Here is a 26020-nt window from a genome sequence, read left to right as displayed (position 1 = left end):
ATCAGCCTCCTGCTGCCACAACTGCGGTACTGCTGCCGGTGCCCAGACCGGCGGTGGACTGGACGGGAACCAGGACGACCTCCCCCTCCTCCAGTCCGTTGGTGACCGATACATACTCCTGATCCCCGGAGCCCAGGGTCACAGTGCGCCGCTGGGCCTTGGAGAGGTCCACCACCGTAGAACCGTCCTCAGACAGGGTCCCCGGCCCGGCTACCAGGACGGTGCCGTCGCTGTCCACGGCGGACACGGGGATACACAGAGCGTCCGTTTCCTGGGAAATAATCACCTTGGCAGACACATTCATGCCGGGGTTCAAATCCCCAAACTCCTCCAGCACGATGGTCACCGGGTAGGTGGTAAAGCCCTTTGTGGTGGTGCCGTTGATGCTCACCGCGTCCACAACACCATAAAATACCTGGTCAGGCAGGGCCTCGGCGGTAATTTCCACCTTCTGACCGGGGTGAAGCTGGCTGATGTTCAGCTCGCTCACGTTGATCGGCAGCTTCAGGCTGCTCAGATCAAAGATAACGGCCAGTGCACCCGATTCCATGCCGTCCAGCTTATCCCCCGCCTTAAAATTCTTTTCAATGACGGTGCCGGAGATGGGAGAGGTAATGGTGTAGTTTTCCAGGGCATCCTGGGCGCGCTGGAGGGAGAGCTGGGCGCTCTCTACCCCCATGGCGGCGTTGGACAGGGAATTTTGGGCGCCTTCGCCCCCGATGGCGGCTACCGCGGCGCCGGCGGTGACCTTGGAGCCTACGGTCACATAGAGGTCAGTAATTTCACCAGAGGCCTGGGCCGTCACCGTCTGACGGCTGTTTGCCTGAAAATTCCCGCTGCCGGCGCAGGAGAATTCCCCAATGGTGGCGGTGGCAGACTGTGCCGTGGTCAGGGCGCCGGGGTTGGAGACCCGGATCTGCACCTGCCGCACCAGCGCGCCGCCAGCTCCCACCAGGTCGGCCGAGGAGACGGACTCCACGGTACCTGGCAGGGTCTCCAGCGTACCGGAGAGGGTGACCTGGGCACTCTCGCCTGGGGTGATGCTTGCCGCGTCCGCGGACTGGAAGGGCAGGGAGAGAAGCATGGTAGAGGTGTCGGTAATATCGGCGATGGGTGTGCCGGGGGACACCAGATCTCCCTTCTGGACATGGATGGTCTGGACCACACCGGAAGCGGAGGCACGGGCGGTGAGCCCAGCGGCCACCGTGTCATAGGAGAGCTGAGCCTGGCGCAGGGCAAGCTCGGCCTGGGCAATGGCGGCCTGGGCCTCCTTTGCATCCAACTGGTAGAGAAGCGCGCCCTGTTCAATCCAGTCCCCCACCTCAAAAGGGGCCTGGAGGATCTCACCGCTGGTCAGGGCGCTGACCTGGTAGGACTCGATGGGGGTCACCGCGCCGGAGCCGTCCACCGAGATGGTCAGATCCTGCCGAAGGGCAGAAACGGGTATGTATTGCCCCCCGGTCAAGACGGAGGGGTCGGCCTTTGGCCGCAGAAACATCCACCAGAGGACCACCACGGCCACCACGGCCAGAAAAGCCCACTTGATCCACTTTTTCTTCTTTTTGGGCAGCTTGAGAGAAGGCCCTGTTTCCTCCCGTGGGAGCAGGACCTCCTCCGCCTTATTTGCCTGTGTCACATCCATATCATGTTCCCTCTTTTCACAGCTGGTTTCAGCCTAAACTGATTGATGGCTATTGTACCGGGTAAATCTTATATCCAGGGTAAGAACCGTTAAAATTTTCATTAAATTTTCCCGGCGAAGCTTACCCTACACCCTCCCCCAGGTGGAAGGTCAAGGGAAATTTGCCAGAAAGACAAAAAACGCGCCGGAGCCTGGGAAAGGCTTCGGCGCATTTAAGCAAGTTGCAGAGATGATCAGTCCAGACAGCTGAGAATGGCCTGTGCCACGCCCTCCTCGGCGTTGGAGGGGGCGATGCGGCAGGCGGCGGCCTTCACCGCCGGGGCAGCGTTGCCCATGGCAATGGGGGTGCCCACCGCCTGGAGCATAGGCAGGTCGTTCTCGCTGTCCCCTACCCCGGCACAGTCGCACAGGGGAATGCCATACATCATGGACAGCAGGGCCAGGGCACGGCCCTTGTCCACTCCCCTAGCCACCAGCTCAAAGTCGTGGTCATTGGAGGAGGTGAGCTGGAGCCCCGGCAGGGCGGCCAGCTCCTCCAAGGGGTAGCGGCCGGGATTTTGATCCCCATGAAGTTTGGTCAGGGGCAGGCCGTGTTCCTCCATATAGGCCGCGGGGTCCTGGGTCACCACGGCGTTATTGTGGAAGGCGGGGAACGGATAGGTTTTGGAGAGGGATGCCTTGGAAAAGGGGTCCATCAGGATCTGGTCCCCGGCAAAGATCATCAGCTCGATTTCCCGATTAAGACACAGCTCCAGGGCCTGGCGGCCGGAGGGCTCCGGAATATCCCAGCGGCGGATGACCTGCCCTGTGGCGCTGTCGGCCAGGGCACCGCCCCCAAGGGCAGACACCAGGCTGTCACAGCCCGCCTCCTGGGCGAACCAGAAGGCCTCAGGAATGGGACGGCCGGTGTTCAGTACCACCCGTACCCCGGCGCTGCGGGCCTTTGCGATAGCGGCCTTGGCGGCGGAGGTGACAGTGCCGGAGGGATCCAGAAGGGTGCCGTCCAGGTCCAGGGAAATCAGTCGAATCATAGTGTTCCTCTTTCCTATGGTTGAAAAATTGGGCCGCAGGCGGGTGGGGAAGCTTAGAAGAAGAGCGCTCCCACCTGATAGACCAGCAGGGAGACCACATAGGCGCAGCTCAGCTGCCAGAAGATGGAGAACCAGGCCCATTTGGGGCTGCCCAGCTCCTTAAACAGGGTGGACACCGCAGCCACACAGGGGACGTAAAGCAGGATAAACACCAGCATGGAGAAGGCGGACAGGGGGGTAAAGCCCACCATGGCGGCGGCCACCTGACTGCTGGTGGCAGTGAGGGAGAAGCCGTAGAACATGGACAGGGAGGAAACCACCATCTCCTTGGCAATAAGGCCGGTGAGCAAGGCCACAGCGGCCTGCCAGTGGCCAAAGCCCAGAGGGGCAAAGAGGGGGGCGATCAGGCTGCCCAGGGCGCCCAGCATGCTCTGGGAGGTGTCCTCCACCATGTGCAGGGAGAAGTCAAAGGACTGCAGCAGCCACAAAATGACGGACATGAGCAAAATCAGGGTACCGGCCTTGATCAGGAAGCCCTTTACCTTCTGCCACACATGGGTGAGCATGTTGCCCAGGGAGGGCAGGCGGTAAGGGGGCAGCTCCAGCACAAAGGGGGCGGGCTCGCCCACAAAGAGGGACTTTTTAAAGAAGAGCCCCGAGAGGATGCCCACCGCCATACCGATGACATAGAGGCCAAAGACCACCAGCCCCGCCCAAGGGCCAAAAAAGGCGGCGGAAATGAGGCCGTAGACCGGCAGCTTGGCCGAGCAGGACATGAAGGGCACCAGAAGGATGGTCATCCGCCGGTCCTTTTCATTTTCCATGGTGCGGGCCCCCATAATGGCGGGCACCGAACAGCCAAAGCCCATGAGCATGGGGATAAAGGCCTTGCCGCTGAGACCGAAGCGCCGCAGCAGCCGGTCCATGATAAAGGCGGCGCGGGACATATAGCCCGAGTCCTCCAAAAAGGACAAGAACAGAAACAGCAAAGCGATCTGGGGCAGGAAGGTGAGCACGCCGCCCACCCCGGCGATGATGCCGTCGCAGATGAGGGAGACCAGCACGTAGGAGACCCCCAGGTTCGCCAGTGCGGCGCCAAGCCAGGTGCCGAACAGGCCGATCCCCTCCCCCACCAGGTCGGAAAGCCAGGAGCCGAAGGGGCCGAAGGTAATGACAAACATCACCAGCATGGTGCACAGGAACAGGGGGATGGCAAAAATGCGGTGGGTGACCACCTGATCGATCTTCTCTGTCAGGGTGAGTTCACCGGGCTTTTGTCCCTTGATGACCGAGGCAGAGACTACCTTTTCGATGTACTGGTAGCGGCTGTCGGCAATGAGGGTCTCCCGGTCGCCCAGGTCGCTGGAATTTTCATACTCAGCCACAATGGCGCTGAGCTGCTGCTGAACGCCGGCAGGCAGGTGCAGGGCCTCTTGTACCAGCTCGTCCCCCTCCAGAAGCTTGATGGAGGCCCAGTGGGCGGGCAGGTTGGCCGCGTAGGCGTAGTCGTGGATGAGCTCGCCCATGCGGTGGTGAATGTCGTGGGTATAGTCGTCATAGAGGTCGTCGGGCTCCATGGTAAAGCCCAGGTGCATCTGCCGGTGGGCGGTGTGCAGAAGCTCCTCCAGGCCCTCTCCGGTCCGGGCGGTGATGGGGACCACGGGGATGCCCAGCTCCTTGGACAAGCGGGACACATCGATGCAGTCTCCGCGCTTTTCCACCTCGTCCATAAAGTTCAGGGCCAGGACGGTGGGCCGCTCCAGCTCCAGCAGCTGGATGGTGAGATAGAGGTTTCGCTCCAGGTTGGTGGCGTCCACAATGTCAATGACACAGTCGGGCCCCTCCCCGATGATAAAGTCCCGAGCCACAATTTCCTCCATGGAGTAGGGGGACAGAGAGTAGATGCCGGGCAGATCCACCACGGTGAGTTCCTTGTCGCCCAAGTGGGCGGTGCCCTCCTTCTTTTCCACCGTGACCCCAGGCCAGTTGCCCACATACTGGTTGGAACCGGTCAGGGCGTTGAAGAGGGTGGTCTTGCCGCAGTTGGGATTGCCCGCCAGGGCAATGCGCATGGGGCGGCTGTCGTGTGCGGCAGAGTCATACCGGGCTCCGTGGGCTTCCAGCTCATGGGCGTGGTCGTTCATCTGCCGGCGTGCCACCTCCGGGTCGGGGATGTGGCGGGTCATGGCGCTGCGAGCGGAGTGGGAGGAGCGCCGGGGCTGGCCCATGGTGATCTGGGCGGCATCCGCTTTCCGCAGGGACAGCTCATAGCCCCGGAGACTGACCTCCAGAGGGTCGCCCAGGGGAGCCACCTTTGTGACGGTGACCTGGGTTCCGGGGGTCAGGCCCATGTCTACCAGACGGCGCTTGACCGCCCCGGACTGGTTGCCCACCGAGAGGATGGTACCGCTCTGGCCCGGCTTTAAATCGTTTAATGTACTGGATGAGGAGCGCTTTTCCATAACTTATCGTCTCCTGTGCTGCACGGATTACAGATATGCGTACCCTGCTATTGTAGCGGATAACCCTTGATTTTTCAAGGGATTTCCCGGTGGCAGGCGGAAAGAAAACAGGGAAAATAGGTCCCTCGAAGGGGCACTTTTGTGGGAAATTTGCACACAGAGGCAAGCCGCAGCGGCATAAAAAATGCCCGGAGCGCTCTGGCTCCGGGCGAACGGGTCAGCCGTCCAGACGGGCGGCCAGCTCCTCCATATAGTTGGCGGGGGCGTTTTCAATCTGGCCCGCATCAAAGGCAGCGGCCAGGGTGGGGTCGATGGGCAGCTTGGCCAGCACAGGGACCTCCAGCTCGGCGGCTACCTGATCCAGGTGACTCTCGCCGAAAATGGTGTGGCGCTTGCCGCAGTCGGGGCACTGGAAGTAGCTGTAGTTCTCCACCAGACCCAGGACGGGAATGTCCATCATCTTGGCCATGTTCACCGCCTTGGTGACGATCATGGACACCAGATCCTGGGGAGAGGTGACCACGATGACCCCGTCCACGGGGAGGGACTGGAACACAGTCAGAGGGACGTCGCCGGTGCCCGGAGGCATATCCACAAACATATAGTCCACATCGCCCCAGACCACTTCCTGCCAGAACTGGGTGACCACACCGGCGATGACGGGGCCGCGCCAGATGACGGGGTCAGTTTCGTTGGCGGTGAGCAGGTTCAGGGACATGAGCTTGATGCCTCCGGCGGTAACGGCGGGGTCGATGCCTGCGTCGGTACCGGTGGCCTTCTGGTGGATGCCGAAGGCGGTGGGGATGGAGGGGCCGGTGATGTCGGCGTCCAGAATGGCCACCTTGCGGCCCTTTTTGGCCATGGCTACTGCCAGAGAGGCGGTAACGGTGCTCTTACCGACGCCGCCCTTGCCGCTGACCACGGCAATGACCCGCTTGATGCTGGACATGGCGTTGGCGGGAACCCGCATGTCACGGGAGGAACAGTCGGCACTGCAGCTGGAGCAATCGTGGGTGCAATTTTCAGACATAGAGGAACATCTCCTTGTTGTAAGTTACATGGATATGAGAGTAAGGGCTCTCAGCGCACCAGGGTATTTTCCGTGGGCGCCTCGTCCCGGTTCTCCTGGGAAGAAAAGTAGTAGGACAGAATATCAGCGGCCATAGCGCCCAGTTCAGAGCCGCTGCCGCCCCGCTGAACTACCAGGGCCACGGCCACTTCCGGGTCGTCATAGGGGGCAAAGCACACGAACACGGCGTTGGCCTCTACCTGGCCGTCCACCTGGGCAGAGCCAGTTTTGGCGCCTACCTGGAAGGGCAGGCCCACAAAGTGGCGGCTGACAGAGCCATGGGTCGTCAGGGCCAGCATGCCGGCCTTGACGGCCTCCAGGTTTTCGTCCTGAATTTCAATGGTGCTCAGCAGCTCCGGCTCCTTGGTATAGAGCACCTGGGAGAAGTCGCTGGACTTGACCTCTTTGAGCAGGTGGGTGGCACGGCGGGACCCCCCGTTGACCAGGGTGGCAATGTAGTTGGCCAGCTGGATGGGCGTGACCTGGGTGCTCTCCTGGCCGATGGCCACGGACAAAACGCTGCCCTCATACCAGGTTCCGCCCATGGATTCGGTATATTCGGGGCTGGCCATGACGCCTGCGCGCTCCTCCAGCTCCAGCCCGGTTTTTTGTCCCAGACCGAAGCGGGTGGCGTAGTCCACCAGCGTGTCAATGCCCAGCAGACGGCCAACCTCGTAGAAGAAGTAGTTGCAGGAGACCTCGATGGCCTCACTGACATTGATGGAGCCGTGGTTTCCGCCGTTGGTGTTGTAGATCCAGCACCGGGGCTGGGGGCTGGAGTAGTGTTTGTAGATGCCCTCGTCCTTGATCTCCGTGGTGGGGGTGATGATCCCCTTCTCCAGTCCGGCGATGGCAGTGATCATCTTAAAGGTGGAGCCGGGAGCGAAGGTGCCCTGAAGGGCCCGGTTCAGGAGGGGCAGCAAGGGATCGGCGGCGTACTCGTTGAAGTTGGAGTTATACTTGGCCGGGTCAAAGGTGGGATAGGAGGCGCAGGCCAGCACCTCGGAGGTGTCCACGTCCAGGACGACGCAGGCCCCGCCGCCCACCGCCTCCTCCACGTCGATCTGGGGGATGGCGGTGGCCAGGGTGTTTTCCACATAGGCCTGGAGGTTGATGTCCAGGGTCAGCACCACATTGTCGCCCGGTTCCGGCTCCTCCAGCCAGGTCTCCGAGACGATTTTTCCCGAGGTGTTGCGTTCCACGGTCCGTACGCCGGAGGAACCCCGGAGGTAGGACTCAAAGGCCTGCTCCACCCCTCCCCGGCCCACCGTGTCGTTGAGGGAGTAGTCGGGCACTCCGTCTCCGTCCAGGTCCAGAGAGGTGTAGTACTCCACCTCCCCGGAATAGATGGGGGTCACCTGGCCCAGCAAATGGGCGGCGTAGGTGGTGTGGTACTGGCGCACGGTGGTGGGCTCAATGATGACACCGGTCAGGGAGTGTTCCTTCACCTGGGTGATAAAGTCGATGTTCACATCCTGGGCAAAGACATACTCGTTGGCCACATAGACATTGCTGGAGCGCAGGTTCAGCTCATAGAGGATGCCCGCCAGGGCACGGGCATCCTGGGCGGACATATCCCCGATGTTTAAAACGGGGACCGTTTGGTCGGAGCTCTCCTCCACAGCGCCCTCCCCCTGAATGTCCCAGTCGGCGCACATCATACCCAGCAGCTCCAGAGCAGTGGGCAGAGCGTCCGGCTCCGTTTGCTGAGAGGTGTCGGCGGATTGGGACAAATCCTTCCCGGTAAAAAAGGCCTTGATCTTGTCCCAAAGGCCCGGTTCCGGCGCGGCGGGCTCCTCCCCCTCCTCCAGCTCTTCCGGAGTCTCCGTGGGGTCCTCGATCCAGCCGTAGTAGACCGCCAGCCGCCCCAACCGGGTGAGGGACTGGACCGTGTTCCCCTCCTCGTCGGTGGAGGTGGTGAAATAGGGGGTGTCGGTGGTAAAGGTGAAGGGAGCGGATTTGGAGATGGGCAGGTTGTCGGTCCACTCCACGCCCTCCTCCTGGGAAATCTCCATCAGGGACAGGAGGATCCGGTTGCGGTCCTCCTTCATTAGGGAGGTATCCAGAGAGACCTGGTAGACTACCTTGTTAGAGACCAGCACCTGGCCGTTTCGGTCCAGGATCTGGCCCCGGACAGCCTCCACCGTCTCCTGTTCGGCGATCTTGTTCTGGGCCTGGCGGGCATACTCTTCGCCGTTGTTGATCTGAAGATCGTAGAGGGTGGCGCCCATGCCGGTGAGCATCAGGGCCAGCAGAAGCACCATGACCAGGGCACGGCGCTGAAATTGTTTGGGATTCATGAAAGACCTCCTTTCCAGAGGGGCAATGGGAAACGGGAACCGTCAGGCCAGCTTTGTTCCGCCGACCTTGTTGAAGATGGCCCGGAACAGCAGCCAGATGAGAGGGGTCCAGGCCAGGGAATAGAAAAACTCCGGCACGGCTACATGGAGCATGTCAGGAAGCTGGGCGGTGTGGACCAACAGTCCACGGGCAAGGCGCAGCCCATCCAGGGCACACAGTACACCCGCCGAGCAGATAAGGCATCCGGGGTAAGATTGGCTGAGGGCATATTGGGAGACCGCCCCCATGAGCATCCCCGCCAGGGCCATGCCAAAGACCAGGCCGCCAAAACCGCCGGGATAGGTGAGTTCCCACAGAAGGCCTACTCCCATTCCAAACCCGGTGCCGGCGTAAGCTCCCTCCAAAACAGCCACTGCCGCCGCCGCCAGGGGCAGCAGCATGGGGGAGATCCCGCCCAGAGGGTACCGGGGGAGGATGTAGGCATCCAGCAGCCAGATGGGCAGCAGGCCCAGGCTGTACACAAACCACTTGTGGAACAGATCGCGTCGCGTCATGTGAGCTCCCTCCTATTCCACAATGGTAAAGTCCTTAATGACAAAGACCTCAATGAGAGAATCCAGCTTTGCCAGAGGGGCTACCACCGCGTAGCGGGACTGGCCGGAGGGGTCGGTAAAGACCCCCTCCACCTGGCCCACCACCAGGCCCGAGGGGAACACGTCCCCCTTGCCGGAGGTGACCACCTCGTCCCCGGACACCAGCTGCGCCCCCTCTGGGAGGTAGTTGAGCTTCAGCTTACCCTGGGTCATGAGGGCAAAATCCCCCTCCAGTACGCCGGCGCTGTAGGTGCGGGAGACGATGCCGCCCATCTCTGTGTCCGTGTTGATGATGGTGGACACCGAGGACCAGTTATAGCCCACCTGGGACACCACGCCCACCAGGACGCCGGTTTCCGTGATGACGCAGTCCCCTACCTCGATCCCGGCGGAGGAGCCCTTGCTCAGGGAGAGGAAGGACTCCCAGTTGTAGGTGGAGCGGGCGGTGACTTTGGCAGACTCAAAGACAAAGTCCCGGCGCTTTTCCTGCAGATCCAGCAGAGAACGAAGCTGCTCGTTTTCCCGGCTGGCCTCCTGGCCCTGACGCACCGCGTCCTCCAGCTCAGCTACCTGTTTGCGCAGGCTGTCCAGCTCCTCCTGGAGCTCGCCGTAGTGGAACACATAGGCGTAGACCCCCTCCGCCCAATCGGCCACGGCCGCGATCGCGCCCCGGACCGGGGCGGTCACCGTATTGGCAACATTGGACAGAGGGTCGGCATTCCCGCCCAAAAAGGCGGAGCCCACCCCAATGAGAATGGACAGCAGCAGGGCAATGATCAGCAGAAGAATTCCGTTTTTGCGCAGAAAATCTTTCACAGCTTAAAGCTCCTTCTTTGCGGCCATGGCCAGAGCCTCCACCCCGAAACCGGACAGGATCTGGCTCAGCCGGCATACCGGCAGCCCCACCACATTGTAGTAGTCTCCGGAGATGCCCTCCACCAGGGTGCAGCCATAGCCCTGGATGCCGTAGGAACCAGCCTTGTCCATGGGTTCGCCGGTGGAGATGTAGTGGGTGATATCCGCCTGGGTGAGAGGGCGGAAACGGACGGTGGTGGCCTCGTGCTGGGTGATGGACCGGCCCTGCCAACAGACGGTGAGGCCGGAATAGACGGTGTGTTCCCGACCGGAGAGCCGCTTGAGCATGTCCGCGGCGTCTTCCCGGCTGCGCGGCTTGCCCAGGACGGCCCCATCCACTGCCACCACCGTATCTGCGGCAATGATCAGGGCATCCGGGTGGGCGGCGGCAACTTCCGCCGCCTTCTGCCGGGAAAGGGCCTCCACCAGCTGCTCGGGAGTGAGGCTGGGGTCGGCGCGCTCCTCCCCTTTTGCGGGGATCACGTCAAATTGGGAGATCCCCATCCGCTCCAGCAGCTCCCGCCGCCGGGGGGATTGGGAGGCTAAGATGATGTGCATGGCCTCAGCCCTCCATCTGGGCGTCGTCCGGGCCGCCGGCCAGGGTGCCGCTGACCCGGATGGAGTGGCCCCAGAACATCTCGCCGTCCTCAAACCAGAAGGTGAAGCCCCCCTGATCGTCCACCTGGATGGCGTCCAGCTCCATGCGCCCCATAAAGTCCTGAGGGGTGATCTCCTCCGGAGCCTCCGCCTCTTCCCCGTCCTGGGCCCACTGGTTGGCAAGGTCCGTGAGCTGCTCAGCGGCAAAGGTGCGCACCCGCTGGTCCCAGCTCTGGGCGTCGGAGAGCAGGGCACGGGCCGTATTCTGGGCGGCCTTCATGGCCTCGGCCTCGCCCTTGTCAAAGTCCAGGCGGACCGTTCCCTCCAGCCAGTCTACCTCGGCCTCATACCAGCCCACCTGGCGGTTGAGCACAAAGGTGCCCAGCCCGTCCACATAGGTGCTTTCGGGCTTTTTCTGCTCCTCCAGAATGGCCTTCAAGTCGGGATCGAAGGCAGGCTGGGGCAGGTCCACCATGAGCAGCCGCTTTCCGTCCAGCGAAAGTCTGGCCCGGAATTTGATGATAAAATCCGGGGGGACCCGCTGGCGCAGATAGCTTCGCAGGGTGTCGTCACACAGGGAGACCAGCCCGATCTCCTCCTGATGGATCTCGGGGCTGTCCTCCTCCATCCAGGCGGTCAGGCCGATGGAGGCCTCCCAAAGTCCGGTGTCCTCCTGCTGCACGGCGCCAAAGCCGCTGGGGCCGGTGACGGCCAAGATGTCCAGCTCCTCCGGGGAAAAATCGGCGGCAAAGGACTTGACCGCACTGCTCTCGGAAGAGGGGCTGGGCTTGGGGGCTTCTTTTTTCTTAAACAGTCCAAACATGGTGCATTACTCCTTTATTTGCCAGTGGAACCGAAGCCCCCGGCCCCCCGCTGGGTCTCGTCCAGGTCGTCGGCCATCTGGATCTGGGCCTGGACCACGGGGGTGATCATCATCTGGGCGATGCGGTCTCCGGGCTTTATGGTAAAGTCATCCTTCCCCGAGTTCTGCAATCCCACCATGATTTCCCCCCGGTAGTCGCTGTCAATGACGCCCACGCAGTTGGCCGGGGCGATGCCGTGCTTAATGCCCAGACCGCTGCGGGCGAAGATCAGGGCTACATATTCCGCCGAGGGCAGGGCAATGGCAAGCCCGGTGGGGATGATCCGGCGCTCTCCGGCGGGGATGGTCACCGCCTCGTCCATGCAGGCGTGCAGGTCCATGGCCGCCGCGCCCGGCGTGGCGTAGTAGGGCAGGGGGATTTCGTTCCCAATTTTAGGGGAAAGGGCTTTGATTTTCAACTCCATAATCATAAACTCCAACTTAAATTTTTATAACGGGGCCTCCACGTCCACCAGGCGCAGGTAGCGCCGCAGGGGATATTCTCCGTCGTGGCATTCCCCCAGGAAAGGTTCGGACATATGAGCGGCGGTGGTGATGCGGGTCACTCCCGCACGGGAGAGCCGCTGGCAAAGCTCCCTGCGCTCCTGGGGCGGACAGAGCAGTCCCACCGTCTGAAGCCGTCCCCGCTGGGAAAACAGGGCGGCAGCAAGCTCATTCCGGGGCAGGCACTTCACCAGTACATTGCCGTGGAGGGGAGACAGCTCCAGCGCCCGGTCGGGGCACAGGGTGACCGAGCAGCCCCTCCCCTGAAATACTTCGGCAGAGCTTCCCTCCACCGCCAGCTCCAGCCGGTGCTCGTAGCCGTGAAGGGTGGCCATGGCCGCCTGGCCGGGGGTCTGGTGTCCCTGGGCCGCGGCCCGTTCCAGAATGGGGAGAAAGCTCTGACAGAAGTGCCGGGCCCGGTCCAGGTCGGCGGTGTCCAGATAGATGACCTGGCAGGAGGAGCACAGCAGTCCTCCGGTTTGAATGATGTGCCCGGCCAGCGCCTCCAGCTCCTCTCCCCTGCCCTCGCCGGACAGGTAGGCAAAGCTCAGCCGGTGGCCCCACTCCATGAGCTTGCACCCGGCGGGGGCCATGGCGCGCATGGCCCGGATGGCTTCATCCCCGCCCCAGGTCACGATGCCGTCCGACAGGTTAGCCAGGGCCTGGAGGGAAACCTTGTCACTTGAGGGGATGGAAAAGACATACACATAGGGGGCAAGCTTAGGCTCGGTATCGGTGAGCAGCTTCAAAAGGGCCAGGGACAGCCCCGAATCCCCCGAGGGAAGTTTTAGCAAATTGACGTTGCCGGTGAGCAGACCCTCCACCACGCTGAAGGCGGGCAGGCCGTCTAGATTTCCGGCAGTGATGTGGAGCAGCGTGCCCAGAGGGACAGCTGCTGTACGGCCAAAGGGCCGGTCTTCGACCGAGAGAAGCCCGCCCGTCTCCACCGAGAGCTTATATTCCAGGCTCTCCGGACGAAGCAGGTAGCGGTATTGCTCCAGGGCGGAGAGCAGCTGGGGGGTGGCGTACTGGGCGATGAGCCCATCCAGCTCCCCCCGGTCCAGCCGTTCCAAAAGCCGCTGACAGGCGTCGATGACTACTTTAGAGGTCAGCGGAGGCTGAGAACGAACGGCAATCAGGTCCTCCGGCAGCCGCTCCAGCACCTGGGGCAGCTGTTCCGGCGGGAGGATGGTTCCCTTTGCAAAGATCAAAACCCTTCCCCCTTTCCCAAAATCTGGGCGGCCCCGGCGGCGCAGGTCTGGATGTCGCTGAGCCCCACCCGGCCCAACAGGGTCAGATAGGGGGATGAGATGCCGCAGCCGCACTCCTCCCCAGGCGTGAGATAGCCCAGATCATCGGTCATGACGCTGGTGGTGGGGGTGGCGTTCATCAGGGGTGTGATGAGATTCACCAGCCCGATGCGCCCCATGGGCAGGGGCTCCAGGGTGTTCACATCCCGGATGATCACACGGGAATAGATGGGGATGTGGAAGTGGTGGTGCTTACAGGCGTTATAAAAAATGGGGTGCTCCACCGCGCCGAAGGATTCGTGGATGGCCTCCTCCGGGATGCCCAGCACCCGCCCGGCCAGGTCGTAGAGCACGGATTTTTCCACCTGCTGGGAGTAGTGCTGCTTCCAGCCCCCCGCCAGCAGGATTTTGGAGCCCTGGGGAAGCTTCACACGAAGGCCCAGCTCCTCTATCCGCTTAAGACCAAACCACAGGTAGGAGGGAAAGCCCACGATCCTTGTGGGAAAGTGGGAGCGCCCCAGCCTTTCCAGGGCCTGGGCCACCCCATCCAGGTCGGGGACATAGCCTCCGTCCACATACTGAAGGGCATAGGTCCGGCTGATGGGGGGAGAAAAATAGGTCAGGCCGTACATGGTGCGGGTGACCCCGGTGCGGTTGGATTTATGGGGCTTATAGCCCAGAATCACACAGTGGGCGGGCATTGGGGAGATAAGGCCGTGCTTCCAGCCCAGGCGGAGCACCATGGGGGCCTCGGCAAAGACACAGCCCCAGTCAAAGCCGATCTGACTAAATTTCCCGCTGGTGCCCGAGGAGGTCACATACATGGCCAGGCGGCTGCGGGACATGGAGAAGATAGCGTGGCGCTTATAAAAGAGAGTGGGCAGGACGGGAATTTTGGCCAGGTCCTCGATGGTTTGAAGCTGATCGGGGGAAAACTGGAGGGCCTGGGCAATGGAGCAGTACTCCGGGCAGCGTTTCAGGTGAAAGGCGCAGTTTGCCCGCACCGCCCGGAGAAATTTCTCCTGGGTACCCTCCAGGTCATAGGGATGGGCGGACCAAAAGAGCCTCTGCCGTTCCAGCATAAGAGCTTCCCCCTTTCCAAAGGTTACTCCACGTCCCGGTAGTAGAGCCCGCGGGTGTAGTCATTGGGCTGATAGCGGCCCTGGGAGAGGTAGCGCTCCAGGACCTGGACGCACTCGGCGGCGTTTTCAGTGGTGAACATCAGCCGGGCAGCCCACAGCCCCAGCCGCTGCCAGTCGGCAAATTTATCCGCCAAAAAGACTTTTTTGGAATTATAGATCTCATTGCGGCAGCCCCAGGCCTTGACCACGGGGAAGCGCTCCCCCTTCCGGTCGGTGAGCAGGTTTACATTGTTGCAGGTGTGCTGGCCGGAGTGGTTGTGAATGATGCAGTTTTCCATAATCATCAGAGGCAGGCGGCCATAGGCCACAAACTCTGTGGGAATGGTTTTGGACAGGTCCCGGATCTGGGCCAGCTTCAGTTCGAAGGAGGCGGTGGCGGAGATGAGCCCCAGGCGTTTGAGCTCCTTCATGGTCTGGCTGTTATAGGCCCCCAGGCCAAAGTCTCCCCGGACCTGGAAGCCCAGCTGGGATGCCCGGCGGATGGAGCCCAGGTTGCCCGCCAGGGCTTGGGTGACCCCCAGGCTGCGCAGGGCGACCAGGTCCTGCTCCAGCTGGGGCAGCTCTTTGTCGGTGCAGATCCGGGGCATAATGACCGCCAGGGGGACCTTCGCCTGCTGACAGCGGCGGACCAGGTCGGGATTGGCGGCGGCCTCATCGGCGGGGAGGTAGATAAGGGCGGGGCCCAGACGCAGCAGTTCGTCGCTGAACTGCTGGGCGGTGCGCAGGGAGACGGTAAACACCGGAGGAAGCTTTGGGTTCTCGTACCGCACCCCCGGACGGAAGGGCTCCTTGCGCCGCTGGGGCAGGGCCTGACGCTGGGCGGACAGCTCCTCCAGGCAGCGCCGGCGCAGATCGTTCAGGGCGGACAGGGGCAAAGACAACCCCTCCCCCACCTTGGCGGTGGCCTTTTCACAGGCATAGGGGGTGCCGCCGGTGCGCTGGAGCTGCCCCTCCACCTTTTCCCGTGTGAGGGGGACATTCCGGGCGGCCTCCGGGATGGGGCCCTCCACCCGTGCCACGTGACCCTGATGGTCCTCGGCGGCCACTTGGGCGGCCTCTCCCTCCTCGATGAGAGCATAGAGGCGTACCGGCTCCTTGCGGTTTTCTCCGTTTTCATAGGTGGAGCGAGCCTGGGCAAAGAGCTCCCGAGGCTCCTTCTCCTCCTGGCGGGTTCCGAACATGTCCGGGCCGGTGCGGCCCATGTAGTATCCGTCGGTAAAGCCCTGGCGGGAAAAGGCCTGGGCCAGAATTTCGATCTCCTGGGTGGTAGGCTCCCGGCCCTCCTTGATGGCGCGGGCATAGATGCCGGTGACGATGGCCACATATTCCGGCCGCTTCATCCGCCCCTCCAGCTTCAGACAGGCCACCCCCATCTCCGACAGCTCCTTCAGGTGGCCCGCCATGGACAGGTCCTTCAGGGACAGGGGATATTCGTTGGCCTGGCCGCCCCAGCCATATTTCAGCCGGCAGGGCTGGGCGCACAGCCCCCGGTTGCCGCTGCGGCCTCCAATGACGGAGGAGAAAAAGCACTGGCCTGACCAGCACATGCACAGGGCTCCGTGGCCAAAGACCTCGATCTCAATGGGAGCGTGCTGGCAGATGTAGGCGATCTGGTCCCGGCTCAGCTCCCGGCCCAGCACCACACGGGTCATTCCCAGGTCGGCGCAGGCCTTGACCCCGTCCAGAGAGTGGATGGTCATCTGGGTGGAGCCGTGGATGGACAGGTCGGGCACCGTTTGGCGGAGCATCCGGGCCACGCCCAAGTCCTGGACGATGACCGCGTCCACCCCAATGTCGCTGGCGTGGGCGGCCACCGCCGCCGCGCCGGGCAGCTCCCGGTCGGTAAGCAGGGTGTTGAGGGTGAGATGGACCTTGCAGCCCCGAAGATGACAGTAAGAAACGGCCGCCGCAGCCTCTTCCCAGGTGAAATTCTTGGCGTTGCGGCGGGCGTTGAAATCCCCATATCCCAGATAGACGGCGTCCGCCCCGTTTTGAACGGCGGCGGTCACCGCCTCCATGGAGCCGGCGGGGGAGAGCAGTTCCAGCATGTGAGCGCCTCCTTTGGCAAGTACGGTGAACAGGTCGCCCGGAGGGGCGACCTGTGTTGGAAATTATTTGCGGGTGCTCAGCTTGAAGATTTCCCGCTTGGCCTCCGACAGCTCCAGCTTCAGCCGGTTGGCATCCTCCAGGTTTTCCTTCACCTGGCGGCGCAGGTCGTCGCTGGCCTGCTGCTCTTTCAAAAACTGGTCGGCAATGTTCATGGCGGCCAGCACCGCGGCGTCCGCCTGGGACAGGCTGCCCGATGAAATCTGCTTGAGCTGCTGATCCACAAGGTCGGCACACTTGCGGACGTAGGTCTCGTCCTCCACGGCAACCATGGTATATTCCCGTCCGGCGATGGTGACCACTACTTTGTTCCTCATCACGATTCCTCCCAAACTGGTTATCTCTCTGGGCCCATGCCCCCAGCTTCATTCTAGTTGGAACCATTATAACACAGCCCCCCACATTTGAAAAATAGATATTTCATGAATTTTGCTCTTTCTTTTCAAAAATCCGCCGAAAATTTCAGACGCCGCGCCAAGGATGGGCGGGAAGGAATTTTGCTGTTTACGCCGGGAAAATTTTGCGGTAAAATGGAACAACAGCCAAAGCAGACCGTGCGGTAAAATACAGGAGAGGAGGGGGTCCCCATGGCACATACGCTGCTGCCCGGAGAGGTGCTGGCCATGACTGGCCAGGCGGTGGACCGGCTTTTGAAGCTGGGAGATGGGGATGCCGCCCTTCTGTACCTCCATCTGCTGCGCCACAGTAGCCTGTCCGGGTTGAAGTGGACCCAGGACCGGCTCCAGGCTGCCCTGGAGCGCCTGCGCTCCCAAGGGCTGGCCCCCGCCCAGGAGCTCCCACCGCCCGAGCCCCCGGCCCAGGAGCTGCCGCCCCCGGAGTACGCCACCGAGGAGGTGGCCGCCGCCCTGGCCGACCGGGCGTCCCTCTTTTCCGCCCTGGCCGACGAGGTGGAGCGGCGGCTGGGGAAAAAGCTGTCCGCTCCGGATTTGAAGAAGCTCTATACCCTCTATGACCACCTGGCCCTGCCCCCGGAAGTGATTTTGATGCTGGTGGGCTGGTGCATCGAGGAGATGGAGCGCAAGTACGGCCCCGGCCGCCGGCCCTTCCTGTCCCAGATCAGCAAGGAGGGCTTCGTCTGGGCCCGGCGAGGGATCGACACCATGGAGCGGGCGGAGGAATATATCGCCAAGCTCACCCGCCTGCGGGGACGGGAGGCGGAGGTGCTCCGCCTGCTGGATATCAGCCCCCGGCCCCTGGTGGAGCGGGAGAAAACCTACATTGCCGCCTGGGATGACATGGGCTTTGAGGACGAGGCCATCCGCATGGCCTATGAGAAGACTGTACTGAAAAAGCAGTCCATGGACTGGGGCTATATGAACGGAATTTTGCGCCGCTGGCACGAGAAGGGGCTGCATACCGCCGCCGCCATCCAGGCCGGCGACCGGGACCCCAGACCCGTCCGGGCCGGCGGCCAGGTGGACCGTCCGCCCACGGCGGACCAGGACCAGCGGGTGCGGGAGGATATGGAACGCATGCGCCGCCTGATGGAAGAGATGAAGCGGGAGGAGGGCTGAAGCCATGGCCTATGACGCCAATATTTTACGCCGGGCCACCGACCGGCTGGAGACGGAGCGCCGCAGCCGCCAGGAGCGGCTGGAACGGCTGCGCAGCCAGGCCTATGAGCGCCAGCCTAAGCTGCGGCAGCTGGAGAGAAAGCTCCAGGCCACCATGGCCCAGCTGGTGGCCGCCACCCTCCGCCAGGGGGGCGACCCCGTCCGGGCGGTGCAGGAGATCCGGGAGCACAATCTGGACCTGCAGCAGGAGCGGGCTGTGCTGTTGGGCGCCCTGGGGCTGCCCAGCGACGCCCTGGATGACAAGCCCGCCTGTCCCCTGTGCGGGGATACCGGCTGGCAGGGGGCCAAAATGTGCCAGTGCCTGCGTGCACTCTGTGCCCAGGAGCAGATTCAGGAGCTGTCCAAGCTGCTGGATCTGGGAGAGCAGTCCTTCGACACCTTCCGGATGGATTACTACAGTGAGACACCCTATCCCGGAAAGGGCGCCTCTCCCCGGAAGAACATGGAGCTGGTCTATGATGTGTGCCTCAACTATGCCCGGAAGTTTGAAAGTTTTCGGTTTAAGGATCTGCTGATGTCCGGAGCGCCGGGGCTGGGAAAGACCTTCCTGTCGGCCTGCATTGCACGGGACGTTTCCGAGCATGGATATTCGGTGGTCTACGACACGGCGGGCAATATCTTTGCCCAGTTCGAGGCCAAAAAGTTCCTGCGCTCCAGCGCCGACGGCCAGGATGCACGGGATGAGACCCGCCGGTATCTCAACTGCGATCTGTTGATTGTGGACGATCTGGGCAGCGAGCTGACCACCCAGCTGACCCAGGCGGCCCTGTATGAACTGATCAATACCCGCCTGGTGGCCCAGCGGCACACCGTGATCTCCACCAACCTGTCCCTGGAGGAGATCGCCAGGCGCTACAATCCCCAAATCGCCTCCCGAATCGAGGGGGAGTACCATGTGCTCCACTTCTTCGGGGACGACATTCGGATGCTGAAAAAGAAGCGGCTGTGATCCGGCTGCGAAAAAAGAAAAACTGCGGAGGATGTTCCATGCCCTATCTGATCCTGACTGTGGCCCTGGTGGCCCTGGACCAGCTGGTCAAGTTCCTGGTCCTAGAAAACATTGCCCCAGGGGCCCATGTCCCCTTTCTGCCCCACATCTTGGAGCTGACCTATGTGGAAAATACCGGGGCGGCCTTTTCCCTCTTTGAGGAACATACCTGGATTTTGGCCCTGATTTCCCTGGTCATGTCTGTGGTACTGGCTGTCGCCCTGTGGAAAAACTTTTTCCGCCACCCGGTGGGAAAAGTGACTCTGGCCTTGCTGCTCGCCGGGGCGGTGGGCAACCTCATCGACCGGGTGTTCCGGGGCTTTGTGGTGGATATGTTCAATGTGCTCTTTATGAACTTTGCCGTGTTCAATGTGGCGGACATCTGCGTGGTGGTGGGGGGCATCGCCGCGGCGGTCTATTACCTCTTTTTCATGGACAAGCTGGAGCCGCGGGAGAAGGACCATGACGACCATCACCCTGCACACTGACCGGGAGGGGGAACGGGCGGACGCCTTTCTGGCCCGGAGTGTCCCCGACCTGACCCGCTCCGCCGCCCAGAAGCTGCTGGAGCAGGGAATGGTGAAGCGAAAAGGGGCTGCCCTGCGGAAAAATGACCGACTGAGCCTGGATGAGGAGCTGGAGCTCACCCTCCCTGACCCGGAGCCCCTGGATGTGGTCCCCCAAAACATCCCGCTGGACGTGGTCTATGAGGACGCTGATGTGATCGTGGTCAACAAGCCCGTAGGCCTGGTGGTCCACCCTGCCCCCGGCCATCCGGACGGCACCCTGGTCAACGCCCTGCTCTACCACTGCGGCGACTCCCTGTCCGGGGTCAACGGCGTGCTGCGGCCGGGGATCGTCCACCGCATCGACCGGGACACCTCGGGGCTTATCATCGCCGCCAAAAACGACCGCGCCCACCTGGCCCTGGCCGAGCAGCTCCAGGACCACTCCCTGGCCCGCACCTATGAGGCAGTGACGGTGGGGGGACTGAAGGAGGACGAGGGCACCGTGGACGCCCCCATCGGCCGCCACCCGGTGGACCGGAAGAAGATGGCCATTGACCGGAAAAACGGTAAGCGGGCGGTGACCCACTACACTGTTTTGGGCCGCTACCCCGGCTATACCCATGTGCAGTGCCAGCTGGAGACCGGGCGCACCCACCAGATCCGGGTGCACATGGCTTCCATCGGCCACCCCCTCCTGGGGGATGTGGTCTATGGGAGCAAAAAGCCCTGGCCGGGCCTGGCCGGGCAATGTCTCCACGCCCGGAAGCTGCGGTTCATCCACCCCACCACCGGCAAGCCGGTGGAGGTGGAGTGTCCCCTGCCCGACTGGTTCCAGGCCGTACTGAAACAGATCGACAAATAAGAAAAGCGGACCGTTTCCTCGGAAATCGGTCCGCTTTTCCGTTTCCTTGGAGGAGCAAATATGATTTGCTTGCCCCGGACAGTCAAAACTGATAGGATGGAGGCAGAACAAGGAGGGAAAACTATGAACGAGATCGCCGCCAACATCAAGACGCTGCGCAAGGAGAAGGGAATGTCCCAAGAGCAATTTGCCCAGACCCTCCATGTCACCCGTCAGACGGTGTCCGCCTGGGAGCGGGGACTGTCCCGGCCGGGGCTGGAGACCCTGGAGGCCATGGCAAGGGTGCTGGAGGTGGAGCCCGAGGTTCTTCTCTATGGAAAGGAGGGGGAAAAGCCGGTGCGCTACCGCTATGTATCCTTCTGGCCCGTATTGGGCGTGGTGCCCCTGTTTTGGTTTATGGTGTTCTGGGTGATCCCGATTCCCATGAGCCTGATTGTAGGTACGTTCACGGACACCGCATTTGTCCTGGGCGGACAGCTCTTTCTTTCCATTCTGATCATGTTTGCATACTGTTCCTTAAAGGACGAGATCCGGAACCGGGACTATTATGCCAAGCATCCGCCTGAGGAGCGGGAAACGTCGGAGGAGGAGCAATAACGCAAGCGGCCCGCTGTCCCAATCTGGAACAGCGGGCCTTTTCAGCGCACAATGATATTTTCCGAAATCTCACACAGGGTCTGGGCTGCTTCCATGTCAAAGCGGCCGCTGCGGGCCACATCGCCCAGAGAGATGACCCCCACCAGCTTGCCGCCCTCCACCACGGGCAGACGGCGCACCTGGTGCAGGGACATAAGCCTTGTGGCCTCCCGGCAATCATCCCCTGGGGCGACGGTGGCACAGCTGCGGGTCATAATGTCCCGCACCGGGGTCTGGGCCGGGTCCTCCTCGGCGGCAATGCATCGCAGCACGATGTCCCGGTCGGTGACCACGCCCCGAAGCCGCCGGTCCTCTCCGCACACTGGGAGCGCGCCCACATTGTGCCGGCTGATGAGCCGGGCGGCCAGGGCCGCGGAGGAGCCCGGCTCAATGGTGACCACACTGGGGTTCATTAAATCTTTTACCTGCATAATAAAACCGCCCTTTCGGTAAAAATTGGTTTAATGCCAGTGTAACCGAACGGGCGGCTTCTTATACTTCTTTATGCCCGGCCCAGCCAGGCGGCGTACTCCTGGGCGGGGGATACCCGGCCCACGGCGGACAGGGAGGCCTGGTCCATGGAGAACATGTCCCCGGCCAGGTCCCGGAGCTGCTCTCGGGTGACAGCGTCATAGAGCTCCACTAGCTCCTCGGTCTCCCGGATCTTGCCGTACAGCAGGGCGGAGCCCCCCAGGTGGCTCATGCGGGCCTGGACCGATTCGGTGCCCATGAGCAGATTGGCCTTGGCCTGCTCCCGCACCCGGTCCACCTCCTCCTGGGTGGGGCCGTGGTCGGCCAGGTCGGCCACCACATTCCGGGCCAGGTCCAGAGCGGCGCGCTCCTGCTCCTGGTTGAGGCCTACATAGATCCCCAGAAGGCCGGTGTCCTGGTGGTCGGCCACATAGGAGTAGACGGTGTAGCACAGCCCCCGCTGCTCCCGCAGCTGCTGAAAGAGGCGGGAAGAGCAGCCGCCCCCCAGCAGGGCGTTGAGCAGGGCCACCTGCTGCCGGCGCTCGTCCAGGTAATTGGGAGCGGGAAAGGCCAAAATCAGGTGGTTTTGCTCAATGGCCTTCTTCTTCACGGTGACGGCGGGGCGGTAGGATACGGGGGTGATGGAGGAGGGCTCTCCCGGCTCCAGGGAGGCGAGCAGATCGGTGAGAGACTGCACCTGCCCCTGGGTAAAATTCCCCGCCAGGGAGACCACCAGGTTGCCCGCGTGGTAGTGCTGCTTCTGCCACCGGGCCAGCCACTCCCCGGTCATGTGATTTAGGGTGGACTGGCGGCCCAAGATGGGCCGGGCCAGGGCAGTACCCTTGTAGACGGCGGCAGACAGCCGCTCCGCCACCAGATCCTCTGGGGTGTCCTCATACATGTCGATCTCTTCCAGAATGACCCCGCGCTCCAGGGCCACGTCCTGCTGGGCAAAGCGGGAGTGAAAGAGCATGTCCGACAAAATATCCAGCCCCCGGTCCAGATGGCTGCCCAGGGTGCGGGCGTAAAAGCAGGTGTGTTCCTTGGTGGTGTAGGCGTTGACCTGGCCGCCGATGGCGTCCATATCCTGGGCGAGCTGCCCGGCGGAGCGCCGGGCAGTCCCTTTAAACAGCATGTGCTCAATAAAGTGGGCCGCGCCGTTTTCGGAAGGCGCTTCGTGGCGGGAGCCCACTCCCACAAAAAAGCCCAGGGCGGCGGATTGAGCCTGGGGCAGGTGCTGGGTCAACAGCCTGGCCCCGTTGGGCAAGTTGATCTGTTGGTACATAGAGACCTCCTGGATGACAGCATACGTTTGGGTGCAGTATAGCACAAAAAAACCCTTGCGTCCATGGCGGAAAAATTTTGCCAAAAACGTATAAGGGGCAAAGGCCTTGTCCACAATAGCCTTCGGAGGTGGTTTTGTGAAAAACCAAGGCTTTATGAGAAAGCTGGGCGACTTCATGCTGGGGAAAGGGTTCTACATCGTCCTGTTCCTGTGCGTGGCCGCCATAGGGATTTCGGGCTACTACCTGATCCAGACCGTCGCTCTGGATACCGGCATCTCGGCCCAGGCGGGCGGGGACGCATCGGTGACCATTCCCGACCAGAGTGTGCAGCGGCCGGTGACCCCGGTGGCTCCCCCGGTGCAGGAGAGACCCTCGGTCACCCAGGAGACGCAGACGGTGGAGCCGGTACAGGAGGATGATCCGGAGCCGGTCAAGCAGACCCAAGAGGAGCAGGCGGCCCAGACCCAGCAGGAAGGTACAGTGTCCGATGTATTTACCTGGCCGGTGAAGGGAGCGGTCCTCCGGGACTTCAGTGTAGAGACGCTCTCCCTGGACCCCACCATGGGGGATTGGCGTACCCATGGCGGTCTGGACATTGCTGCCGCCCAGGGGGTGCAGGTGCTGTCCATCAGCGCGGGGACCGTGGCCCAGGTCTATGACGACGATCTGATGGGCACCACCGTGGTAGTGGACCATGGGGGCGGCCTTCAGTCCTGGTACAGCAACCTGTCCGCCGAGACCGCCGTGGCCCAGGGAGACCAGGTGGAGATCGGCTCGGTGCTGGGTACCGTGGGAGGAACTGCCATTGCCGAAGTTGGGGTGGAGCCCCATGTCCATCTGGAGACCATTCTGAACGGAGTCCAGGTGGACCCCAAGGAGTACCTGGACTGACTGTCTGGTGCCTGTAAACAAACCCCGCCCGGAAAGACTTCCGGGCGGGGTTTTGTTATTGGTCCAAAATCGTGGCGCGGATCCGTTGGGAAAAGGCCTCCAGCCGCTCCTCGATCCCAGGCAGGGCCATGGCCTGACCGGGGAAATTGGCTGTCTCAATGAGAGCAAAATGAGGGGGCAGGTAGAAGGACTTGTTCATGTTCATGGCGGAGATGACCTGCCGGGCCAAAATATCTCCCCCGGAGTAGCCCGATACCACCAGGGCAAAGACCGCCTTGTCATAAAAGCGGGTCTGGCGGAACAGGGCGGTGAGGCGGTTGATGAAAGCGGTGAGGTTGGCGGAGAGGGCATCGTTATAATTGGGGCACAGCAGCACCAGGGCGTCCGCCTCCCGCACAGCGGGATAGACCTCCTCCTGCATGACGCCTCCATAGAAGCAGCCCCCACGCTCGCCGAAATGGAGGCACATGGTGTAGGGGCAGCCGGAGCAGTCGGACAGGGTGCCGTTGCGAAGGCCGATCTCCCGGATGTCGCAGCAGTCCTCCAGAGAGCTTTTTACCCTGGCCCACAGGGCCATGGTGTTGGAGGTGTGGTGGCTGGAGGCGTGAAGGGCCAGAAGCTTTGGCCGGGGACGCTTGGGAAAGGTCTCCCCCAGCAGCCGGTCCACCAGTTCCCTTGCGGCGGCGCGGTAGGCCCCCATGAGATCGGTATCCAGATTTTTGGCCTGGACGGCAAAGTTAGCCAGGGAACCGGTGCCCTCCACCAGGGGTCGGCCCGGCAGAGCGCAGCCGGAGCGGTTTACAGCCAGGGCCAGCTCGGCCCCCACCGACTTGGTGTAGAGCTCCCCTGCCCCGTCCACAATGAGAGCGGCGGTGCAGCCCTGGAGCAGGTTGGGCCGGGTGCGCAGCTGGAGGAGCAGCCGGGTATACTCCAGGTTGATGCCCGCCTCCCCCAGGGGGACGGCAAAGAGAAGCTTCTCTCCCGATACCTCCTCCAGCTCCTCCGCGCGGCATACCGTGCGGAAGTCCCGGCCCTCCAGGGCATGCCGCAGCACCCCTTGCAGGCGCATATCCGCCCAGGCGGCGTCGGGAGTGGGGTGAATGACAACAAGGGACATAGGGTCACCTTCTTACAAAATGGACTTCAAATGCTCTGCGGCATCCCGGATGTGGCCGAATAGCTGGTCAGGGATGTGGGGCAGCAGCTCCGTCTCCACCCCGGCGGGGGTGTAGCGGTTCTTGACCCCCATGTAGATCCCGTCCAGGAACACCGACCCGCAGTGCCACTGCCCCCGGAGGGTAAGCAGCAGGGACAGGGCGCCGGAGGACATGGCGGGGGCCACATAGGGCTTAAAACCGATCTCCCGCATGACCAGATTGGCGGTGACCGTCTTTTGGGTCAGCTCCTGGGAGATGGCCTCGTCGTAGTGGTCGATGGAGTTGGCAATGAAAAGCCCGGTGCCGTGGGGGCCGAAGGAGCGGCCCTCGGTGAGGAAAGAGGCCAGCTTGGCTTCCCGCTTGGCAAAGTAGGCCGCCCGTGCGTTCATTACCCCCAGGCCGAAGCCCTGGACCTGCTCAGGGCGCAGGCCCTTGCCGTCAAAGACGCCGTTTTCGTCCTTGTTGCTCTCCAGATAGGCAGTTTTGGCCAGGGGGTCCACCGGGTCGGACACAGCGCACCAAAGCCCCTGGAAGTGGGCGGCCCGTGCCAGCTTGGCGTAGTGGGCCACGATTTTGGCGTTGTTTTCAAACTGATACATCCGCACGTCCTTTACCTGGGAGCCCACAGGGGGGATGCCCTTAGAGGCCACAAAGACGAACATGTCACAGTCGAAAAGCTCCTCGGGCTTGACCACCTTCACTTCGGGGAAGGCATCGTAGTCCCAGGGCAGGGCGATCTGGCCCATCTCAAACTCCCACCGGGCGGTGATCTGGTCGGAGAGGTCGCAGATGCCGATGGATTCGATCACGTCGCCCCCCAGAAGCTTCAATCCCGTGAGCAGGGTGGAGCCCACGTCTCCGATGGCTAGGATGTTGACCCGCTTTTTCCCCGCCTTGGGGGCGGCGGTGAGGACCTGCTCCCAGCCGGCGCGGTTTTGATTGACGGCGGTGAGGCGGCCCTCCCGGATGGCGGCGGCGACGGCCGCGTCCACCTGGGGGTCCGGCAGGCGGGAGGCGTCCAGACTCTCCAGGCTGTGGCCGGCCTCCAGCTGGCCGGGGTGCGTTACCTTGAAGGAGCCCCGGCCCAGTACCGGGTCTCCCCCCACCAGGGCGTAGAGGGGGCCTTCGGTGACGGGGGAAATTTCTGCTCCAAAGCCTTCCATAGGGGTGAGAGAGACCAGATTGCAATCCTGATAGCGGTAATAATACAT

The 26020-nt window shown here is 62.5% G+C and carries 24 protein-coding genes; 6 read left to right on the top strand and 18 right to left on the bottom strand.

The genetic code is table 11. The features are described from left to right. Position 1: 1 nt before the first annotated feature. The 14 genes from ACTQ3R_RS01590 to ACTQ3R_RS01525 form a co-directional block, all read right to left on the bottom strand. Positions 2 to 1642: an efflux RND transporter periplasmic adaptor subunit gene (locus ACTQ3R_RS01590; RefSeq protein WP_441777440.1), complete on the bottom strand. Its 1641-nt coding sequence runs from the start codon at positions 1640 to 1642 to the stop codon at positions 2 to 4. 233 nt (positions 1643 to 1875) lie between these two features. Next, entirely contained in the window at positions 1876 to 2673 is a 798-nt protein-coding gene (locus ACTQ3R_RS01585) for an HAD family hydrolase (RefSeq protein WP_441777441.1), read from the bottom strand. Positions 2674 to 2726: 53 nt separating this feature from the next. Continuing rightward, positions 2727 to 5135, bottom strand: coding sequence for a ferrous iron transport protein B (gene feoB, locus ACTQ3R_RS01580; protein WP_441777442.1), 2409 nt, complete (start codon positions 5133 to 5135; stop codon positions 2727 to 2729). A 217-nt stretch (positions 5136 to 5352) separates the two neighbouring features. Next, positions 5353 to 6165: a P-loop NTPase gene (locus ACTQ3R_RS01575; protein WP_441777443.1), complete on the bottom strand. Its 813-nt coding sequence runs from the start codon at positions 6163 to 6165 to the stop codon at positions 5353 to 5355. Positions 6166 to 6215: 50 nt separating this feature from the next. After that, a complete protein-coding gene (locus ACTQ3R_RS01570) occupies positions 6216 to 8504 on the bottom strand; it encodes a penicillin-binding transpeptidase domain-containing protein (protein ID WP_441777444.1) in 2289 nt (762 codons plus the stop codon). A 42-nt stretch (positions 8505 to 8546) separates the two neighbouring features. Next, positions 8547 to 9059 (bottom strand): rod shape-determining protein MreD, encoded by a 513-nt coding sequence (locus tag ACTQ3R_RS01565; RefSeq protein ID WP_441777445.1) that lies wholly within the window; start codon positions 9057 to 9059, stop codon positions 8547 to 8549. Positions 9060 to 9071: 12 nt separating this feature from the next. Next, the gene (mreC, locus tag ACTQ3R_RS01560) at positions 9072 to 9914 is read right to left on the bottom strand and encodes a rod shape-determining protein MreC (RefSeq protein WP_441777446.1); all 843 of its coding nucleotides are present in this window, start codon (positions 9912 to 9914) and stop codon (positions 9072 to 9074) included. Between the two features lie 3 nt (positions 9915 to 9917). Further along, complete coding sequence (locus ACTQ3R_RS01555) at positions 9918 to 10511, bottom strand: Maf family protein (RefSeq protein ID WP_441777447.1); 594 nt, start codon at positions 10509 to 10511, stop codon at positions 9918 to 9920. A gap of 4 nt (positions 10512 to 10515) precedes the next feature. Further along, complete coding sequence (locus ACTQ3R_RS01550; RefSeq protein ID WP_441777448.1) at positions 10516 to 11373, bottom strand: DUF2262 domain-containing protein; 858 nt, start codon at positions 11371 to 11373, stop codon at positions 10516 to 10518. Positions 11374 to 11387: 14 nt separating this feature from the next. Then, positions 11388 to 11840 carry a dUTP diphosphatase gene (gene dut / locus ACTQ3R_RS01545; RefSeq protein WP_441777745.1) on the bottom strand — a complete coding sequence of 151 codons (453 nt, stop codon included), beginning with the start codon at positions 11838 to 11840 and terminating at the stop codon, positions 11388 to 11390. Between the two features lie 21 nt (positions 11841 to 11861). Next, positions 11862 to 13127, bottom strand: a complete 1266-nt coding sequence (locus tag ACTQ3R_RS01540; RefSeq protein ID WP_441777449.1) for an acyl-CoA reductase — start codon at positions 13125 to 13127, stop codon at positions 11862 to 11864. After that, positions 13124 to 14248, bottom strand: coding sequence for a LuxE/PaaK family acyltransferase (locus ACTQ3R_RS01535; RefSeq protein ID WP_441777450.1), 1125 nt, complete (start codon positions 14246 to 14248; stop codon positions 13124 to 13126). Before ACTQ3R_RS01535 ends, ACTQ3R_RS01540 begins: the two co-directional genes overlap by 4 nt. Positions 14249 to 14271: 23 nt before the next feature. After that, positions 14272 to 16356, bottom strand: a complete 2085-nt coding sequence (locus ACTQ3R_RS01530) for a DUF3656 domain-containing U32 family peptidase (protein WP_441777451.1) — start codon at positions 16354 to 16356, stop codon at positions 14272 to 14274. A 63-nt stretch (positions 16357 to 16419) separates the two neighbouring features. Beyond that, entirely contained in the window at positions 16420 to 16731 is a 312-nt protein-coding gene (locus ACTQ3R_RS01525; RefSeq protein ID WP_441777452.1) for a cell division protein ZapA, read from the bottom strand. A 270-nt stretch (positions 16732 to 17001) separates the two neighbouring features. Between ACTQ3R_RS01525 and ACTQ3R_RS01520 the strand changes: the two genes are divergently transcribed. The 5 genes from ACTQ3R_RS01520 to ACTQ3R_RS01500 all read left to right on the top strand — a co-directional run bounded on the left by ACTQ3R_RS01520 (position 17002) and on the right by ACTQ3R_RS01500 (position 20965). Beyond that, positions 17002 to 17949 carry a DnaD domain protein gene (locus tag ACTQ3R_RS01520; RefSeq protein WP_441777453.1) on the top strand — a complete coding sequence of 316 codons (948 nt, stop codon included), beginning with the start codon at positions 17002 to 17004 and terminating at the stop codon, positions 17947 to 17949. 4 nt (positions 17950 to 17953) lie between these two features. Continuing rightward, complete coding sequence (locus ACTQ3R_RS01515) at positions 17954 to 18958, top strand: ATP-binding protein (protein WP_441777454.1); 1005 nt, start codon at positions 17954 to 17956, stop codon at positions 18956 to 18958. Between the two features lie 38 nt (positions 18959 to 18996). Then, a complete protein-coding gene (gene lspA / locus ACTQ3R_RS01510; protein WP_441777455.1) occupies positions 18997 to 19485 on the top strand; it encodes a signal peptidase II in 489 nt (162 codons plus the stop codon). Further along, entirely contained in the window at positions 19460 to 20368 is a 909-nt protein-coding gene (locus ACTQ3R_RS01505; protein ID WP_441777456.1) for an RluA family pseudouridine synthase, read from the top strand. Before lspA ends, ACTQ3R_RS01505 begins: the two co-directional genes overlap by 26 nt. 123 nt (positions 20369 to 20491) lie before the next feature. Then, a complete protein-coding gene (locus tag ACTQ3R_RS01500; RefSeq protein WP_441777457.1) occupies positions 20492 to 20965 on the top strand; it encodes a helix-turn-helix domain-containing protein in 474 nt (157 codons plus the stop codon). A gap of 41 nt (positions 20966 to 21006) precedes the next feature. Here the strand turns inward: ACTQ3R_RS01500 and ACTQ3R_RS01495 are convergent, their stop codons facing one another. Continuing rightward, complete coding sequence (locus ACTQ3R_RS01495; RefSeq protein WP_441777458.1) at positions 21007 to 21435, bottom strand: CBS domain-containing protein; 429 nt, start codon at positions 21433 to 21435, stop codon at positions 21007 to 21009. A gap of 71 nt (positions 21436 to 21506) precedes the next feature. Next, a complete protein-coding gene (locus ACTQ3R_RS01490; RefSeq protein WP_441777459.1) occupies positions 21507 to 22760 on the bottom strand; it encodes a M16 family metallopeptidase in 1254 nt (417 codons plus the stop codon). Positions 22761 to 22896: 136 nt separating this feature from the next. Between ACTQ3R_RS01490 and ACTQ3R_RS01485 the strand changes: the two genes are divergently transcribed. Beyond that, positions 22897 to 23652 carry a peptidoglycan DD-metalloendopeptidase family protein gene (locus ACTQ3R_RS01485; protein ID WP_441777460.1) on the top strand — a complete coding sequence of 252 codons (756 nt, stop codon included), beginning with the start codon at positions 22897 to 22899 and terminating at the stop codon, positions 23650 to 23652. A gap of 55 nt (positions 23653 to 23707) precedes the next feature. Here the strand turns inward: ACTQ3R_RS01485 and ACTQ3R_RS01480 are convergent, their stop codons facing one another. Together ACTQ3R_RS01480 and ACTQ3R_RS01475 are read right to left on the bottom strand one after the other, a co-directional pair. Continuing rightward, positions 23708 to 24769 (bottom strand): flavodoxin family protein, encoded by a 1062-nt coding sequence (locus ACTQ3R_RS01480; protein ID WP_441777461.1) that lies wholly within the window; start codon positions 24767 to 24769, stop codon positions 23708 to 23710. A 12-nt stretch (positions 24770 to 24781) separates the two neighbouring features. Beyond that, positions 24782 to 26020, bottom strand: a complete 1239-nt coding sequence (locus ACTQ3R_RS01475; RefSeq protein ID WP_441777462.1) for a lactate dehydrogenase — start codon at positions 26018 to 26020, stop codon at positions 24782 to 24784.

Origin of the sequence: Lawsonibacter sp. LCP25S3_E2 (genome assembly GCF_052117285.1) — a bacterium.
Taxonomy (GTDB): domain Bacteria; phylum Bacillota; class Clostridia; order Oscillospirales; family Oscillospiraceae; genus Lawsonibacter.
The sequence above is the reverse complement of the archived record's forward strand: the minus strand, read 5'-3'. Positions and strand labels throughout refer to the sequence as shown.